At 37.0% G+C, this 13,084-nt stretch carries 22 protein-coding genes; 8 read left to right on the top strand and 14 right to left on the bottom strand.

What is annotated here, in order from left to right; all coding sequences use genetic code 11:
- Positions 1-11 precede the first annotated feature (11 nt).
- A complete protein-coding gene (locus NXG61_RS00220; RefSeq protein ID WP_307222848.1) occupies positions 12-323 on the top strand; it encodes an antibiotic biosynthesis monooxygenase in 312 nt (103 codons plus the stop codon).
- Positions 324-804: 481 nt separating this feature from the next.
- On the top strand, positions 805-930 hold the full coding sequence (locus tag NXG61_RS00215) for a putative holin-like toxin (RefSeq protein ID WP_370871620.1): 126 nt from the start codon (positions 805-807) through the stop codon (positions 928-930).
- A 173-nt stretch (positions 931-1,103) separates the two neighbouring features.
- Here the strand turns inward: NXG61_RS00215 and NXG61_RS00210 are convergent, their stop codons facing one another.
- Together NXG61_RS00210 and NXG61_RS00205 are read right to left on the bottom strand one after the other, a co-directional pair.
- On the bottom strand, positions 1,104-1,310 hold the full coding sequence (locus NXG61_RS00210; protein ID WP_307222845.1) for a hypothetical protein: 207 nt from the start codon (positions 1,308-1,310) through the stop codon (positions 1,104-1,106).
- A gap of 281 nt (positions 1,311-1,591) precedes the next feature.
- Positions 1,592-1,960 (bottom strand): helix-turn-helix domain-containing protein, encoded by a 369-nt coding sequence (locus NXG61_RS00205; protein ID WP_307222843.1) that lies wholly within the window; start codon positions 1,958-1,960, stop codon positions 1,592-1,594.
- Between the two features lie 248 nt (positions 1,961-2,208).
- On the opposite strand from NXG61_RS00205, the gene NXG61_RS00200 reads away from it, so the two are divergent.
- The 5 genes from NXG61_RS00200 (at position 2,209) to mobF (ending at position 6,319) form a co-directional block, all read left to right on the top strand.
- On the top strand, positions 2,209-2,457 hold the full coding sequence (locus NXG61_RS00200) for a helix-turn-helix domain-containing protein (RefSeq protein ID WP_432748954.1): 249 nt from the start codon (positions 2,209-2,211) through the stop codon (positions 2,455-2,457).
- 13 nt (positions 2,458-2,470) lie between these two features.
- On the top strand, positions 2,471-2,689 hold the full coding sequence (locus NXG61_RS00195) for a hypothetical protein (RefSeq protein WP_307222841.1): 219 nt from the start codon (positions 2,471-2,473) through the stop codon (positions 2,687-2,689).
- A gap of 39 nt (positions 2,690-2,728) precedes the next feature.
- Complete coding sequence (locus NXG61_RS00190) at positions 2,729-3,058, top strand: helix-turn-helix domain-containing protein (RefSeq protein ID WP_307222839.1); 330 nt, start codon at positions 2,729-2,731, stop codon at positions 3,056-3,058.
- 649 nt (positions 3,059-3,707) lie between these two features.
- Positions 3,708-5,573, top strand: a complete 1,866-nt coding sequence (locus NXG61_RS00185; RefSeq protein WP_307222837.1) for a type IV secretion system DNA-binding domain-containing protein — start codon at positions 3,708-3,710, stop codon at positions 5,571-5,573.
- A 209-nt stretch (positions 5,574-5,782) separates the two neighbouring features.
- Positions 5,783-6,319, top strand: coding sequence for a MobF family relaxase (mobF, locus tag NXG61_RS00180; protein ID WP_307222836.1), 537 nt, complete (start codon positions 5,783-5,785; stop codon positions 6,317-6,319).
- Positions 6,320-6,579: 260 nt separating this feature from the next.
- Here the strand turns inward: mobF and NXG61_RS00175 are convergent, their stop codons facing one another.
- The 9 genes from NXG61_RS00175 to NXG61_RS00135 form a co-directional block, all read right to left on the bottom strand.
- Positions 6,580-7,014, bottom strand: coding sequence for a type II toxin-antitoxin system death-on-curing family toxin (locus NXG61_RS00175; RefSeq protein WP_307222834.1), 435 nt, complete (start codon positions 7,012-7,014; stop codon positions 6,580-6,582).
- Positions 7,011-7,175: a hypothetical protein gene (locus NXG61_RS00170; RefSeq protein WP_307222832.1), complete on the bottom strand. Its 165-nt coding sequence runs from the start codon at positions 7,173-7,175 to the stop codon at positions 7,011-7,013. Before NXG61_RS00170 ends, NXG61_RS00175 begins: the two co-directional genes overlap by 4 nt.
- A 168-nt stretch (positions 7,176-7,343) precedes the next feature.
- Positions 7,344-7,616, bottom strand: coding sequence for a type II toxin-antitoxin system YafQ family toxin (locus NXG61_RS00165; protein ID WP_307222831.1), 273 nt, complete (start codon positions 7,614-7,616; stop codon positions 7,344-7,346).
- Positions 7,609-7,887 (bottom strand): type II toxin-antitoxin system RelB/DinJ family antitoxin, encoded by a 279-nt coding sequence (locus tag NXG61_RS00160; protein WP_196598980.1) that lies wholly within the window; start codon positions 7,885-7,887, stop codon positions 7,609-7,611. The genes NXG61_RS00165 and NXG61_RS00160 overlap by 8 nt, the downstream gene beginning before the upstream one ends.
- A gap of 69 nt (positions 7,888-7,956) precedes the next feature.
- Complete coding sequence (locus tag NXG61_RS00155; protein WP_307222829.1) at positions 7,957-8,553, bottom strand: ERF family protein; 597 nt, start codon at positions 8,551-8,553, stop codon at positions 7,957-7,959.
- A gap of 214 nt (positions 8,554-8,767) precedes the next feature.
- Entirely contained in the window at positions 8,768-9,661 is an 894-nt protein-coding gene (locus NXG61_RS00150; RefSeq protein ID WP_307222825.1) for a hypothetical protein, read from the bottom strand.
- A 67-nt stretch (positions 9,662-9,728) separates the two neighbouring features.
- Positions 9,729-9,992: a Txe/YoeB family addiction module toxin gene (locus tag NXG61_RS00145; protein ID WP_307223010.1), complete on the bottom strand. Its 264-nt coding sequence runs from the start codon at positions 9,990-9,992 to the stop codon at positions 9,729-9,731.
- Positions 9,985-10,269 (bottom strand): type II toxin-antitoxin system RelB/DinJ family antitoxin, encoded by a 285-nt coding sequence (locus NXG61_RS00140; RefSeq protein ID WP_307222823.1) that lies wholly within the window; start codon positions 10,267-10,269, stop codon positions 9,985-9,987. The genes NXG61_RS00145 and NXG61_RS00140 overlap by 8 nt, the downstream gene beginning before the upstream one ends.
- A gap of 111 nt (positions 10,270-10,380) precedes the next feature.
- A complete protein-coding gene (locus tag NXG61_RS00135) occupies positions 10,381-10,617 on the bottom strand; it encodes a hypothetical protein (protein ID WP_307222821.1) in 237 nt (78 codons plus the stop codon).
- Positions 10,618-10,918: 301 nt separating this feature from the next.
- Between NXG61_RS00135 and NXG61_RS00130 the strand changes: the two genes are divergently transcribed.
- Positions 10,919-11,194, top strand: a complete 276-nt coding sequence (locus NXG61_RS00130) for a helix-turn-helix domain-containing protein (protein WP_307222819.1) — start codon at positions 10,919-10,921, stop codon at positions 11,192-11,194.
- 133 nt (positions 11,195-11,327) lie between these two features.
- Here NXG61_RS00130 and NXG61_RS00125 read toward each other — a convergent pair whose 3' ends face one another.
- From NXG61_RS00125 to NXG61_RS00115, 3 genes are all read right to left on the bottom strand, one after another.
- Complete coding sequence (locus NXG61_RS00125) at positions 11,328-11,675, bottom strand: hypothetical protein (RefSeq protein WP_432748953.1); 348 nt, start codon at positions 11,673-11,675, stop codon at positions 11,328-11,330.
- Positions 11,629-12,432 carry a DUF932 domain-containing protein gene (locus NXG61_RS00120; protein ID WP_307222815.1) on the bottom strand — a complete coding sequence of 268 codons (804 nt, stop codon included), beginning with the start codon at positions 12,430-12,432 and terminating at the stop codon, positions 11,629-11,631. Before NXG61_RS00120 ends, NXG61_RS00125 begins: the two co-directional genes overlap by 47 nt.
- Before the next feature lie 136 nt (positions 12,433-12,568).
- The gene (locus NXG61_RS00115; RefSeq protein ID WP_307222814.1) at positions 12,569-13,021 is read right to left on the bottom strand and encodes a hypothetical protein; all 453 of its coding nucleotides are present in this window, start codon (positions 13,019-13,021) and stop codon (positions 12,569-12,571) included.
- Between the last annotated feature and the right edge of the window lie 63 nt (positions 13,022-13,084).

Raw genomic sequence — 13,084 nt, 5'->3', positions numbered from 1 at the left:
GAGATTTATATATGATTGTTACATGTGTTACTATTTACGTAAAAAAGGAATATATTAATGAATTTGTTGAAGCTACATTGGAAAATCATACCCATTCAATAGAGGAAGCCGGAAATTTTCGTTTTGATGTACTTCAAAGTAATGATGATGAAACTAAATTTTTATTATATGAAGCATATAAAACGAAAGAAGCTGCAGCTGAACATAAAAAGACAGCACATTATCTGAAATGGAGAGATACAGTTGCGGTTTGGATGGAACGGCCGCGTGAAGGAGTGGGATATTCAGCTATTGCACCGAATATTTCCCTTATAAATAGATAGATTTTTATATTTAAATATAACAAAAAAAACACTGGCATAATTGCTTAACTGCTGAGAAATATGTGATAATTGCCATATTTAGGATAACTTGGATGAATTTTCGCTTCGTATTTTTAAGAACGCAAAAAGAATTATTTTAAGTTGAGTTGCCTTATCTTTATCAAAACTAAACGGCTTTAATCAATCGTTAAGAGTTTGATAAGGTACAAAAATTAAATACAGGACTATAAAAAAGGCTTCTCGGATTTGAGATGCCTTTTTTATTGGTGATCCACCGGAAAATAAGAATCCTGAATGGTTGATTAAGAGTTATAATCAACAGGTTTTTTATTACATTTTGAATGTGTTAAAAATCACAAAAGGCGTATATTATAGGCCTTTTAAGTTTTTCGGAAGATTTATAAATTTTACATAATCTATGATTTTAGCATAAATTGACATCAAGTTTGACATCAATTATAATAATCCCCATGGATAGCTGATGGTTCGGTTTTCCTCTTCGGAGGGAGGTGATGCTACTATGACTACATTTGAAGCTTTATCTTTAATGATAAGCTTCGGCAGTCTAATAGTGCTCATCATTTCATGTTGTAAAAACATGAAATAAGCCGTGACTCTCTGGTAAGCCCGGCTTCTTTCAAAACAATCATCATTGTGAGGAAAGCCGTGCGACCAAACATCAGCTATCCTTTTTCTATGCTTAATTATATCATATCAGTGGAAATTTTCAACTGCACGATAATATAAAATATTATCCCCCATGTCTAAAACTTGGGGGATTTATTCTTGTTTTAAAAGCTCTTTTTTTCTAATTTCGTAAATCTCACATATTTCCATCTCACCATTTATATATGCTTGCGCTAATTCATTAAGCCTTTCAGAGGGTAGAAGGCTATCAATAGACCCAAGCCCGAACGCATTCCTCACATTTAATTCTCTTTCTTGTTTAGTAGTATTAGCTACCAGAGTTTCTTTTAATAATCTCATAGCGATACCCTCCGATTCAGTGATTTAAGTATCATTTATATAATTATCTATATTAATAAATACTCGTATATATACCCAATTATCATTATAACATAAAATAGATAGTTTACAATCATGAAAATAAAAATCATACAATGTGTTCAAATTTGGACACATTTTTTATTTCAAAAAATGTAAAAAAAGGGACTTTTTATAATTAAAATCAGTGTTACTATTGTGGCATGAAAATAAAAGGGGGGAAATGAGACATAAAACTACTGGCAGGAAAAGTATATTTGAGTCTATTTTGCATCTCTCTCCGCCTCACAGGTTCTTAATAAAACAGGTGCTAACGAAGCTGGATTAGCCATCTTATCACCCTTGTAACGCTCTATTAATTCTTTTGAGGTTTTCGGATGGGCATAAAACTTTCGTTCAGCATTGGTCAAAAAATAATCACGTTTCATATCATCAGACAAACCGAGTAACCAATCTGAAGATACACAAAAATAATCAGCTATATGGTATAAGATCTCTAATTTAGGCTCACGCGTACCATATTCATATTTTTGATAAGCATTTGGAATAATATTCAATATCCCTGCCATGTATGATTGTGTCGAATTATTATCTAATCGTAATTCTTTTAATCTGATTTTAAAGCAAAACATACAATACCTCTAAAAATATATTAACATTCAAAATGTATGTAAATATCATATAGACATATAATATGAATGTATAAATTGTAAAAAATCACAACAAACACGAAAAATGTGTCCGAATTTGGACACAAAAAAAATGTAAAAAAAGGGACTTTTTTTGGCTTAAATGCATGTTACTATCTTGAAAGGGGGTGAAATGAGACATAAAACTGTTGATGATTGCTGTAAAAACAAAAATAAAAGGAGAAAAAACTATGGAATCAATGGAACTAATGACCGCTAAGGAAGTCGCAGAAAAGGTTTTTAGGAATAAAATAGGATATCAAGTGATTATCAGGCTAGCCCATGCCGGAGATATTGCCCACATCCAGGTAGGACGCAAAATATTTTTTACTTCCAAGGCTGTGGAAGCGTATCTACAGGGACAGCTCACACAAACCGTAAACAAAAACGAAAAGATAATATCTGCCCCCAGCGTACCAGAAATTAAGAAAATAATTTGATGAAGGGAAAAAAATGGACAATGCTGATAAAAAACTACTTGACAAATTTCTAGAATCAAATTTTGATTTGCGATTTTTTGAAATTGACCGTGTGTCAGATGTGCGAGTAAAAATCACAGACAAAAAAGGCCAGCACATGACCCTTGTTGTCCGTGACGGCGTGATAAAAAACGGCGGCAACCGTTATTATCGCTTAGCGCCAAACAATGTATGGTACAGCTACAGAAAATAGCTACACGATTTATTATAGCACAAAGAAGGAATGAAAATTGTGAGTACAGTTAAGACAAATCGCAATAAAAACTATACGGTGATGCCAAATTATCACCTGAGAGATAAGTCATTGAGCCTAGCGGCCAAAGGATTAATGAGTTTTTTGCTCTCCCTGCCTGATAGCTGGGAGTACAGTATCTCTGGGTTAAGTGCAGTATTGTGTGCGGGCAAAGACCAAATACGAGCAAGAGCCGCGGAGCTAGAGAAAAGAGGATATCTAGTCAGGCATGACCGTAAACGGAACGATAAGGGACAATTAGCCGCTGCAGACTACGAATTGTTCGAATCTCCACAAGATAACCCATTAAAACAGAAACAGACAGCCTAAGTGTGATTTGCCTACACGGGGAAATCCAACGTAGGCAAAGTCGACACAAATAATTACTAATATAATAATTACTAACCTAATAATTACTCAATTACATTATATATTAAAATCAAAGTCAAAATCCCAATGACTGACGCTAAGGTCAGGGTCGTAAAATAAGGGCAATTTTACTCCACCCCTGACGCAACGTAGACATTTGCCAGTAAGCCTTATGCCGCGCGGCTCTGAGCGTATCACAATTGTGACACATATGTGTCACATAAATATATATAGCCCAATACTATCATATGTCTAAGCGTATCACAAGAGCAAAAAACAAGGAGGATAAAAAATGGCATGGATATCACTACGCATAGACGACAAAATCGATAATTATATTACCACAGCCGCACGGAGAGCGGGTCTAAATCGCTCCCAGTATATCCGGTCATTATTAGGCAGAGGAGATAACGTCAATAATATAAATAGTGTAGATCAAATCACAAATACACTAAATATCATCTCTAATGTGGGTGACAGTATAAATACAATTAATGACAACATTATAATGCCAATCAATTAATCTGCCATCTGCTGATGGATAGACACACACCGGCAGAGGTGCAAAAAATAATAGAAAACATAAAAAATAACATGGAGGATAACAAAAATGAACAATGATAACGGGAGTCAGCTAATACAGAGGATAATATTAATCGTTGTCGCATTGTTGGTCGTATATTATTATACGACAACACTAATAATGCAGCATATATATCATGAACCATTGGATAATCTGACAACGTATATAGCTTATTGTAGATACCTGATTGCCAGTGCCGGTGATTTTAGCGACTGGACAATTACATTATCCCAGCCAATCCGCGCCCATCTTGCGCAGCAGATGGGGACAGATATATCAACAGTCGTTACAACTATACCGGCAATGGACTATCGTGACATGTTAGACCAGTTTTTTGCTTCAGCTACAATATACCATTTGCTGTCATGGTATATGCTGATATCAATAGTATCAGCGATATATATTGTGGTTGTACATTGGCGGCCAGAGGACCAATCAAGAGCGCAGCATATACGCGGGACACAATTGACAAATACCAGGGAATTAAACAAAAAACTACAAAAAGGATATGTGCAAAACAATAATGGTGTACGTACGCTATATGCCGATCCAATTATGATACCGGCAGATTACGAGACACGCCATATATTAATTGTCGACAGTACAGGATCAGGTAAATCAGTCATGTTGTGTAATTATATCGACTGCATGATACGGCGCAAAGCCAAAATCTTACTTTACGATCGTAAAGGCGAATTAATAAGCAAATTTTACCGCACAGCCAAGGATATCTTATTTAATCCTTACGACAAGCGGTTTGGAGGATGGTCAATATTTAATGAATTTGACCTTTATGCTGGGTTAGACCGCATACCTGAAGAGCTGACAAACCTTGCACATTCGCTCTTTTCGGTAGCTGCTGATAATAAAAACAAGGCATTTTATAATGGTGCGGCCAGCATATTTAAGAGCGGCTGCTGCTGGCTAAAAATTCACCAAAAAACAACAAATCAAGACCTGTATAATTTTTTTATGGGTTCGTCGTCTCAAATAAAGGCTGCTATCGAGACCCTGCCACTGGGATTGCGGGAAGGTCAGGCCTTTTTGTCCGGAGAGGGTGATGTAATGGCCAGCTTTTTGTCTTGCCTGATTGACTGGGTTAAGGCATTCGGGGCTTTTGTCGGGCGGGATGGTGACCTGTCGATAAGGGATTGGATCAACGATGATAATGATGATCGCAGACTTATAATATCAACAGCATCGAGTAAGGACGAGATATATCTGCCAATCATCACAACGATTGTCGATATTATTGGCCACGGGCTGCGGGAAAAGCCGGAAAGCAAGGACAGACGTGCATTTTTTGTTCTGGACGAGCTGTCCAGTCTGCCACCGCTTAAGACACTACAAATGCTACTGCGCGAGGGTCGTAGCCGCGGTGCATCAGTCTGGTTGACCACTCAAACCATGTCGGCCGTTGAGGCTAAATATGGCAAAAACAACACAGCGGATATCATGGGATTATGTAACTCGCTATTTGTTTTCCGGACTTCCGAACCCGCGCAAAGCCGTTATTTTTCAGATGCATTGGGTAATGCGGAACGATTAAAAATAAATCAAAGCGAAGGGCACAGCAGCAAAGGATTATTGGGTAATAGCAACAAAAATGAAAATAAAACAGAAAACAGAAATATCGAAGCTATAGTACTACCGGGAGAACTGCAGGAGCTACCTGTAGGCTGCGCATACGTTAAGATAGGTGCTTATCCTGTCGCAAAGGTACAATTTGCGGCTAATATATTGCCGGATAAAGTGCCTTATTATTTGCCTGTGCCGACAATAAAGGCAACGGCTGCAGAAATAGCAGCAGCCGCCGCAGCAGCAACAACTAATCCAAATAAGGACACTGACGATGCGGCAACACAAGACGATAAGACAATTTTTAGATTTTAGGAGGAGCAAAAAAATGTACGACATCAAGGACATGATAATTCAAAAAAAATTGATCCGGAAAATCTATATTATGATCTATTATCTATTGCACGTATAATCAGCAGCATAACCAAAGAGGACTTTGACAGTAATCTTGGTGATTTTCTAGCGACCGAGATTGAAGAACGGACACAACTGCTCTATGATATTGTACTATCGCGGAGGTAAAAATGCTGAGTATAGCAAATATCGGCTTAAATCAAGCCGGCACTTATTACGATGCGGACGATTATTACACACGAACAGCAAATAAAAATGACAACTGGCAGGGCAAACTTGCCAGTCGCTATAGCAGGGGCAATGATTTTAACCCCACAGATTTCAACTCTGCGCTGAAATCAATGCCAAATGCAAAACGTGTCGGCTATGATTTGACGTTTTCAGCACTAAAAAGCGTATCCATCGCAATGGTACTCGATAATAATAAAAAGGGTGATATGCTGGTTGCGCACAATAAGGCTGTTAGTGATACGCTGACTGAGATAGAAAAAAACGAAATCGAAGCGAGAGTAACTAAAAATGGCGTAACAGAAAATATAAAAACTGGTAAAATGGCGGTGGCAAAGTTTGACCACTTTGTTAGTCGTGACCAAGACATGCAGCTGCATACCCACTGTGTAATACTAAACAGAACTGAATATCAAGGGAAAAGCTACGCCATGGATAAGATTCTAGCTGAAAGTATTGAGCTGATACAGAATAAATAAATTTAGTCAATTGACATCAATTTTGACATCAACAGTAACAAAAAAAGGCTTCTCGGATTCGAGAAGCCTTGAATTTACTGGTGACCCACCGGGGAATCGAACCCCGAACCTGCTGATTAAGAGTGTGTACCCTATGGTTTTTATAATATTAATTATTTTTAAGAAGCCTTAATTCATATGGAGTTTGGTGTTTTGTTTTTTTATCCATTGTAATAAATTTAAGGTAATTTAAGTACTGTTGGACACCAATTGGACACCAACTATTTTATACAAGAAGTTATGAAACTAATTTTTATAAGCCCTTTTTTTATCCAGTCAGATATTTCTTGTCGGCTTATTTTGCTATTTCCTGAACCAACAAGAACAGCCATGTCAGATAATTCTTTTTGGGAATATTCCAAACTAATATCATTTACACCTAAGAAACAAAGCATACTATGCGTTGCTGTTCTCTTATTACCATCTTCAAAACCGTGATCATTTGCCAAACCATGCCAAAGTGCAGCGGTTTTATCAAAGATAGATGGGTAAAGGTCTACTCCCCCCAATGTTGCAAACGGAGCATTGACAGCGGCTTCTATTCTTCCGTGATCAATTATGCGGGTTTTTATTTCATTACCGCTTTGTTCTAATTCATTGTGAAATTTAATGACATCATCAAAAATTACCCTTATATAATTTTCTATTGTTGTCATCTATTAGCTAAATCCTTATATGCTTCCTTATTTTTCAACATTATTTGCGCAGAAACTTTAGCCATTTTTTTAGCTATTTCATGATTCTTGCTTGTCAAAGTAAAATTATCACTTTTAACAACTTCATTTATATGACTAAGATGATTTTTATTGGTCATCATAATATACTCAGCTCCTTCTTCATATTATATCATATATGATTTATTATGGGTAAATACGGTAATAGATATAATGTTAAGAGAAGATAGGACTATGTTCCTTAGTGGTTAATTATAGATGTCATTATTACTTCGCTCTGACTAATCATAAAAATTGTAAGTTTTATTAAACTAAAAAAGGTCACTATGTGTCCCTGTCCTCGTGAGATACAATATTAGTTCATCATTTTCTACTTCATAAATGAGAATCCAATCTGGCGTAATATGGCATTCTCTACAGCCACCATAATCACCGATCAAAACATGATCCTTATTTTTGGGGGGTAATTTTTTGTTATTAGATAATTGGTTAACTATAGATTCCATCAATTCCATATTATAACCACGTTTTATGGCAATTTTTAAGTCTTTCTTGAACCTTGAAGAAGATACAATTTTATACACCTTTTTTTACCTCTTCTAAAAGTTCAGCGAAATTATTATATACCTTTTTCTTGGGATCGTTTTTAATTTTTCTTATTTCATTAATTGCATTTACAGTAATTTTGTTTGGTACATTGCGTGATATAACAAAAGGGATTCTTTGTTCCCTGACTGATTGTTTGGCAAATGTGATAAATGCAGTTGTCATATTTAAACCTAGATCTGAAAATAATTCTTCAGCCTGTTTTTTTAATTTTTCATCCATACGAATAGTTACATTTGTTGTCGGCATATGAACTCACCTCTTTAACTAAAATTATATACTAAAATATGTGCGTTGTAAATATATAGCACATATTATTCAAGCAACAACTTTAGCACCTTTCTGGCACTCCATGCAAAGCGGCTTGCCGTATTTTTCCATGGAATATGTTTTCACCTTGTCCGACAGAATCACTCCGCATTCCACACAGGCCGGCTTTACAGATTTTACTGATGTGTTTTTCTTTTTTTCCGCGGATTTTGGCTGCAGCGTATTTTCATCAGTTTTACTGTCAGCCTCCGGATCATCCCCGGTAGCTATGGCAAAGGACAGCATATAAGCATATTTTATTGCCGCTGTTTGGGCTTTCATCACAGCTTTATCCCCAGAATCCTGGCCTGAGCCCAGACCTGTTATGGTTATATTTTCATCAGAGTCTTTATCCATAAGCGTAATATTTATTTTTACCGTAGCCAGTTTTTCCGTATTTCCTTTGGCTGTGGTTACTTCGTCAATGCTGATTATTTCCGGTACCGCTATGGAGCAGATCCCCTGCTTTACCATAGCCGTGTTTATTTTTTCCAGTACATCAGCACTGGTGGCATATTTATAGTTATGAAAATTATTAATCCCGTTCTTGGTCACATAGGCGCAATCCTTCATTATTTCAATAAGCTTTTTAGTTAATTTCTGCATGGTGAGTGTTCTCCTTTAATTTGTCTTATTGTCCTGTCTGTCGCCGGTATTTACGGGTATATATTGAGCCGTAAACTCAATGATTGGGCATATTTCCTCATTGACAGACAGGACAATAGACGATAAGTTATTTTTTATCATTCTTCAATACATTTATTACCGCTTCAGCTATAGCGATAAATAACCCATAATTTTGTATTCATGTACCGTCCTCCTATATAGCAGGTTGTTCCTGCTGCTGTTTTAAGATTTTGGCATAAGGACACATTGACGCCGCATCGCAAAAGCCGATACATTTTCTGTCATACCAGCGTTCTTTGGCTGTACATACCGATGGCAGTTGTTTATTTTTCAAAGCCTGCTGCAATTTACCGGCTTTATACTGAAAGTATCTTTTGAGCCATCTATTACTTATCCTGTTTATTTTTATCAGGTACAGCGGTCTGGTTATTTCTCTTTCCGTGGCAGCTCTGGTACTGAAGTCACGGCACAGTGCCTGTATGACCATGTCTTTTACTGCATAATCATTTGCTTCCAGCAGCATCCGGTAATAGTTAAGCTGCAATGCCCAGTCCATGACATGACGGACACCGTTAAAACAGGTCTGTTTCTTAAATTTAGGCTGTCCTTTTTTCAGGCCTGACTTATAAATTTCACCGGTAGATACGTCTTTTTTATAAATTCCCAGAGCCCGCATCAATTTATAGCTGGACGTAACTTTCAGGTCACCTAAGATGCTGTCCTCGTTATTTAAGACACAGCCAAACATATCAAACTGGCCGGAAGTTATGTCGTCTTCCAGTCTCACCTCAGCTAAAATATTATCACCCTGTTTTTTATAATTCATATAATGGACGGCCTGTCCGTGTAAGGCAAACAATGTATTGAACGGATCTATGGCATATTCGTTTGTCCGTTTCAGATATATTTCTCTTGTCCCGGCAATAAGCTCGGTGACGCTTGGTTTAAGCAGTTTCCTGTCCGAAGAGGCGGCAATTACTCTTAATGTCGGCAGAAACATACATCTTTCACGCATCCGGCACTTATTAAGACAGGTCATTATTCTTGTCCTTTTGACGTCCGAACAGATAAAATAAGCTGCTGGCATATATATTCTTCCTTTCATTTTGGGCATAAAAAAACAGACAGGAATTTAACCTGTCCGTCTGATAAAATCAATCATCATAATGATTTTTACATTGTGCTATTTCAATACAGTTATCTTTTATCCGGTAAACTAATCTGTTCTTTTCATCAATGCGTCTGCTGTACCAGCCCTTTAATTCATATTTGAGACTTTCCGGTTTACCAATCCCGGTAAGGCAGCCGTTACGCTCAATATTCTTTATCAGCAAATTGATCCGCTTTAGCGTCTTCTTGTCTTCTGTCTGCCATTTTATATAATCTTCCCATGCCTCATCATCCCATACTTTAACCATCATCTTCGCCGAGAAGCTCGTGTGCTTTTCCTTCCCTGTTATCAAGGCGGGATATGGAATCTTTTAAATGCTGCATATTTTTTTCACTGTAGAAAGAATCACCTGCTGATATTTTAAAAGGAATGGCACGTTCCCGGACAAGTGCTTTTAAAAACACGTTATAAGCGGCACTCATGGTAAGTCCCATTTCATCACAAAGAATTTCAGCCTGATTCTTTAAATCAGCATCAACCCTGATTGTCATCGTGACAGCTTTTTTCTTAATTGTTGCCGGCATAATTCATTCCTCCCTTTTTATTTAATATTAGCATTACTTAAATACAATGTAAACACAAATAATATATATAAGCAGTATATATATTATAAATTGAGTATTTTTTCTTTTCTATTATATATCTTTAAAAGTAGTTTCCAACGTCCCGTTCACAGCGGTATCAATATTACTTATATTCAGATATCCGGCAGCATTGATCATATTTCTGCTGAACTCCTTGACCTGCATCGGATTTAAAATAAAGTTCAGGATGAGCTTTCTTCCCAAGAAATTTATATTGAGATTACCACTGCTGTTTCCCAGAGTAAGCAGTAAATCACTATGAGTAAGATCAATTGTTTTTGTATTCATGCCAAATTATTCCTTTCTTCATAATAAAATATCCTGCTATAGATATTTATTCCCATGGCAGGATATTTCTATATTTTGTCCGTTATGTCATGTCTGTCAGCAAGTTTTAAGGTATATATATAGTACAAGGAATTAGTTTTTATACATTATTTTTTTGCTGACAGACATGACAGGTGTGTCTTTACTATTATTATATTGAATGCAGACAGCATATACACTATCATAAACATATGGGAAAAGTTATTTTTGAGTTTGCCCAGATGAAAAACGGGACATGTGAATTTAAAAAGGAAATTAATAAATGAGTGACATTAAAAATTATATTGCTGAAAAAGCCAAATCTGATCCTGCCATTTATGAGCGGATTGCCAAAGAAACTGCTTATCTTGATGCTGCCATTGCCGTTCATACCTTCAGACAAAAACAGGGATTATCCCAGCGGGACTTTGCAAAAATTGTAGGGAAACCTCAGTCAACCATTGCCAGAATTGAAAACGGCAATATGAATCCTTCAATAAAGACATTGAATGATATTGCCAGTAAGTTTGATAAACAGATAAAAATTACATTTGTCTGATCTTGGGAAGATAAATAATTATTCTGGCTGTTATGTCCTGTCTGTCAGAGAATTTTTAGGTGTATCTATGGTACTTTTAAGTGCTGTATATACACCTTTTTTTGCCTGACAGACATGACAGACCGGACATAAATCAGGCAAAAGCGGCTTGCGGTGTTACATTGATCATTTTATGAGTATCCGGCAGAGCCAGTATCCTGTTATCAGCCGGCAGCGAGAGAAGTTCTCCGCCCAATCTTTCAAGTTCCGTGGCCCGGTTATAATCTTCTATATCCTGACTGGCTCTGGTAACGGCATTGATAAGACCGAAGGCTGAATTGTCATTGGCCGTGATAAAGTGACGCAGGATACCGGCTTCTTCATTTTTGGTTAAAATATATTTATCGGCTAACAGTTCCACTGTTTTTATAGGGTCACTGCCTGTCGTCTGCTTTTTAGCTGCCCTGAATTTTTCCACGGTGAAGATTGAATCTTGTTTCATCAACTGCCGTTCTTACGGTATCCTCCACTTTCATGAAGAATGCTTTATCATCAGCCTTTAATGTTTCATCGGAATATATTTCATAGGCTGTATCATCACTTTCGATCTGCCGGCCCACATGATATTTTTTCTGAGTATAATCTTTCACGATAAGCCCGTTTTTACATACCAGACGGTAGACCAGCGGTTCTACTTTAAGACTGCCAAGACCGACCTCACTGTTGGATATGACAAAGCCTGCCTGGACGACATCATTGACCGCAATTTCAGCTTTTAAACGTTTATTGATCACTTTCAGATACATATTAGTCTCGGTTACTTCGCAGGAAATCACCTGTGCGCCTTTCATCTGCTGAATTATCGGCAGGACTGTCGTTGCCAGTTCCAGATTATCAAGACGTCTGTAGCGATCCGACAAAAAGGCCCGTACCCTGTTGTCCAGGGTACGAACCATTCTTTTTTCCGGTGTTTTCCTGAACCAGTTATTTATATTGGTATCCAAAAGATCAGGATTTTCCGTCCGCATCCGGTTATAATATTTAAGCGGTATCTGGAGCCTGCCCGCTATCTGGCTGTGGGCAAGATCGTTTAACTTAAAATCCATGACGTCATCAGTTAAAGATAAATGCAGCGTGGATATCCCGTATTCATCGGTCGAGATATCCATAAAGCGGGTATCGGCTGCAAAATCCTTTCTTACCTGTCTTTGACGCAATAATTCCCTGCCTAATTCTTCAATGCTTCTGCCTGTTTTCATGATATAAGTCTCCTTTGTTTTACTATTGTTATTTGTTTTTATATATAAAAACACTGCAGAAGAATATGATCTTCTGCAGTGTTGGTGAAACTTTGACTTAGTATACAATCAGCGCAAATTATAAAATTTGATATTATCAGCCCATGCAGCTTCCTTTGATAGATATTATTTTCCCATTTTGTACGCCAAATATAAGTGTTATTCTTCCCGGAGCCCAATAAGAATAATAAGTTGTGTTCCCTTCATGTTCTGTAAGATATATTTCACCATATTTATAAAGTATGGATGCATCCATGCCAATAGTTACACCGGATGGTGTTGCTATTCCATTGTTAGCAGTTGTTTCCAACCAATACATATATTTGCCACTTGCAAAATAAATCCTAAAAGTACTATTGTAATCGTAAATCACACCATTTTTTGAACGAATATAAGATGATGGTTCCCCATAGACACTCTTGACATATTCAGGAGTAGCTCCCAGATTGATTCCCCCCAGTGCTACTTCTTCCTGTGGAATTTGAGCTGCGCATATAGCGGAAACTGTTGTCATGGATATAAACACAATTAACAATAAAAATTTTCTCATACATAAACATCCTTAAATTTAATAACTCCGTGAGGCTTGAATAATAAACAATAATCAGGTATT

This window comes from Pectinatus haikarae, from assembly GCF_050916305.1.
GTDB lineage: Bacteria > Bacillota > Negativicutes > Selenomonadales > Selenomonadaceae > Pectinatus > Pectinatus haikarae.
Note: the sequence above shows the minus strand (reverse complement) of the source record. Positions and strands in the feature narration are given on the sequence as shown.

Excerpts from the sequence above, each read along its gene's own strand:
- NXG61_RS00220 (WP_307222848.1), top strand. The coding sequence starts at position 12 with ATGATTGTTACATGTGTTACTATTTACGTAAAAAAGGAATATATTAAT.
- NXG61_RS00215 (WP_370871620.1), top strand. The coding sequence starts at position 805 with ATGGTTCGGTTTTCCTCTTCGGAGGGAGGTGATGCTACTATGACTACA.
- NXG61_RS00210 (WP_307222845.1), bottom strand. The coding sequence starts at position 1,310 with ATGAGATTATTAAAAGAAACTCTGGTAGCTAATACTACTAAACAAGAA.
- NXG61_RS00205 (WP_307222843.1), bottom strand. The coding sequence starts at position 1,960 with ATGTTTTGCTTTAAAATCAGATTAAAAGAATTACGATTAGATAATAAT.
- NXG61_RS00200 (WP_432748954.1), top strand. The coding sequence starts at position 2,209 with ATGGAATCAATGGAACTAATGACCGCTAAGGAAGTCGCAGAAAAGGTT.
- NXG61_RS00195 (WP_307222841.1), top strand. The coding sequence starts at position 2,471 with ATGGACAATGCTGATAAAAAACTACTTGACAAATTTCTAGAATCAAAT.
- NXG61_RS00185 (WP_307222837.1), top strand. The coding sequence starts at position 3,708 with ATGAACAATGATAACGGGAGTCAGCTAATACAGAGGATAATATTAATC.
- mobF (WP_307222836.1), top strand. The coding sequence starts at position 5,783 with ATGCTGAGTATAGCAAATATCGGCTTAAATCAAGCCGGCACTTATTAC.
- NXG61_RS00175 (WP_307222834.1), bottom strand. The coding sequence starts at position 7,014 with ATGACAACAATAGAAAATTATATAAGGGTAATTTTTGATGATGTCATT.
- NXG61_RS00170 (WP_307222832.1), bottom strand. The coding sequence starts at position 7,175 with ATGATGACCAATAAAAATCATCTTAGTCATATAAATGAAGTTGTTAAA.
- NXG61_RS00160 (WP_196598980.1), bottom strand. The coding sequence starts at position 7,887 with ATGCCGACAACAAATGTAACTATTCGTATGGATGAAAAATTAAAAAAA.
- NXG61_RS00155 (WP_307222829.1), bottom strand. The coding sequence starts at position 8,553 with ATGCAGAAATTAACTAAAAAGCTTATTGAAATAATGAAGGATTGCGCC.
- NXG61_RS00150 (WP_307222825.1), bottom strand. The coding sequence starts at position 9,661 with ATGCCAGCAGCTTATTTTATCTGTTCGGACGTCAAAAGGACAAGAATA.
- NXG61_RS00145 (WP_307223010.1), bottom strand. The coding sequence starts at position 9,992 with ATGGTTAAAGTATGGGATGATGAGGCATGGGAAGATTATATAAAATGG.
- NXG61_RS00140 (WP_307222823.1), bottom strand. The coding sequence starts at position 10,269 with ATGCCGGCAACAATTAAGAAAAAAGCTGTCACGATGACAATCAGGGTT.
- NXG61_RS00135 (WP_307222821.1), bottom strand. The coding sequence starts at position 10,617 with ATGAATACAAAAACAATTGATCTTACTCATAGTGATTTACTGCTTACT.
- NXG61_RS00130 (WP_307222819.1), top strand. The coding sequence starts at position 10,919 with ATGAGTGACATTAAAAATTATATTGCTGAAAAAGCCAAATCTGATCCT.
- NXG61_RS00125 (WP_432748953.1), bottom strand. The coding sequence starts at position 11,675 with ATGAAACAAGATTCAATCTTCACCGTGGAAAAATTCAGGGCAGCTAAA.
- NXG61_RS00120 (WP_307222815.1), bottom strand. The coding sequence starts at position 12,432 with ATGAAAACAGGCAGAAGCATTGAAGAATTAGGCAGGGAATTATTGCGT.
- NXG61_RS00115 (WP_307222814.1), bottom strand. The coding sequence starts at position 13,021 with ATGAGAAAATTTTTATTGTTAATTGTGTTTATATCCATGACAACAGTT.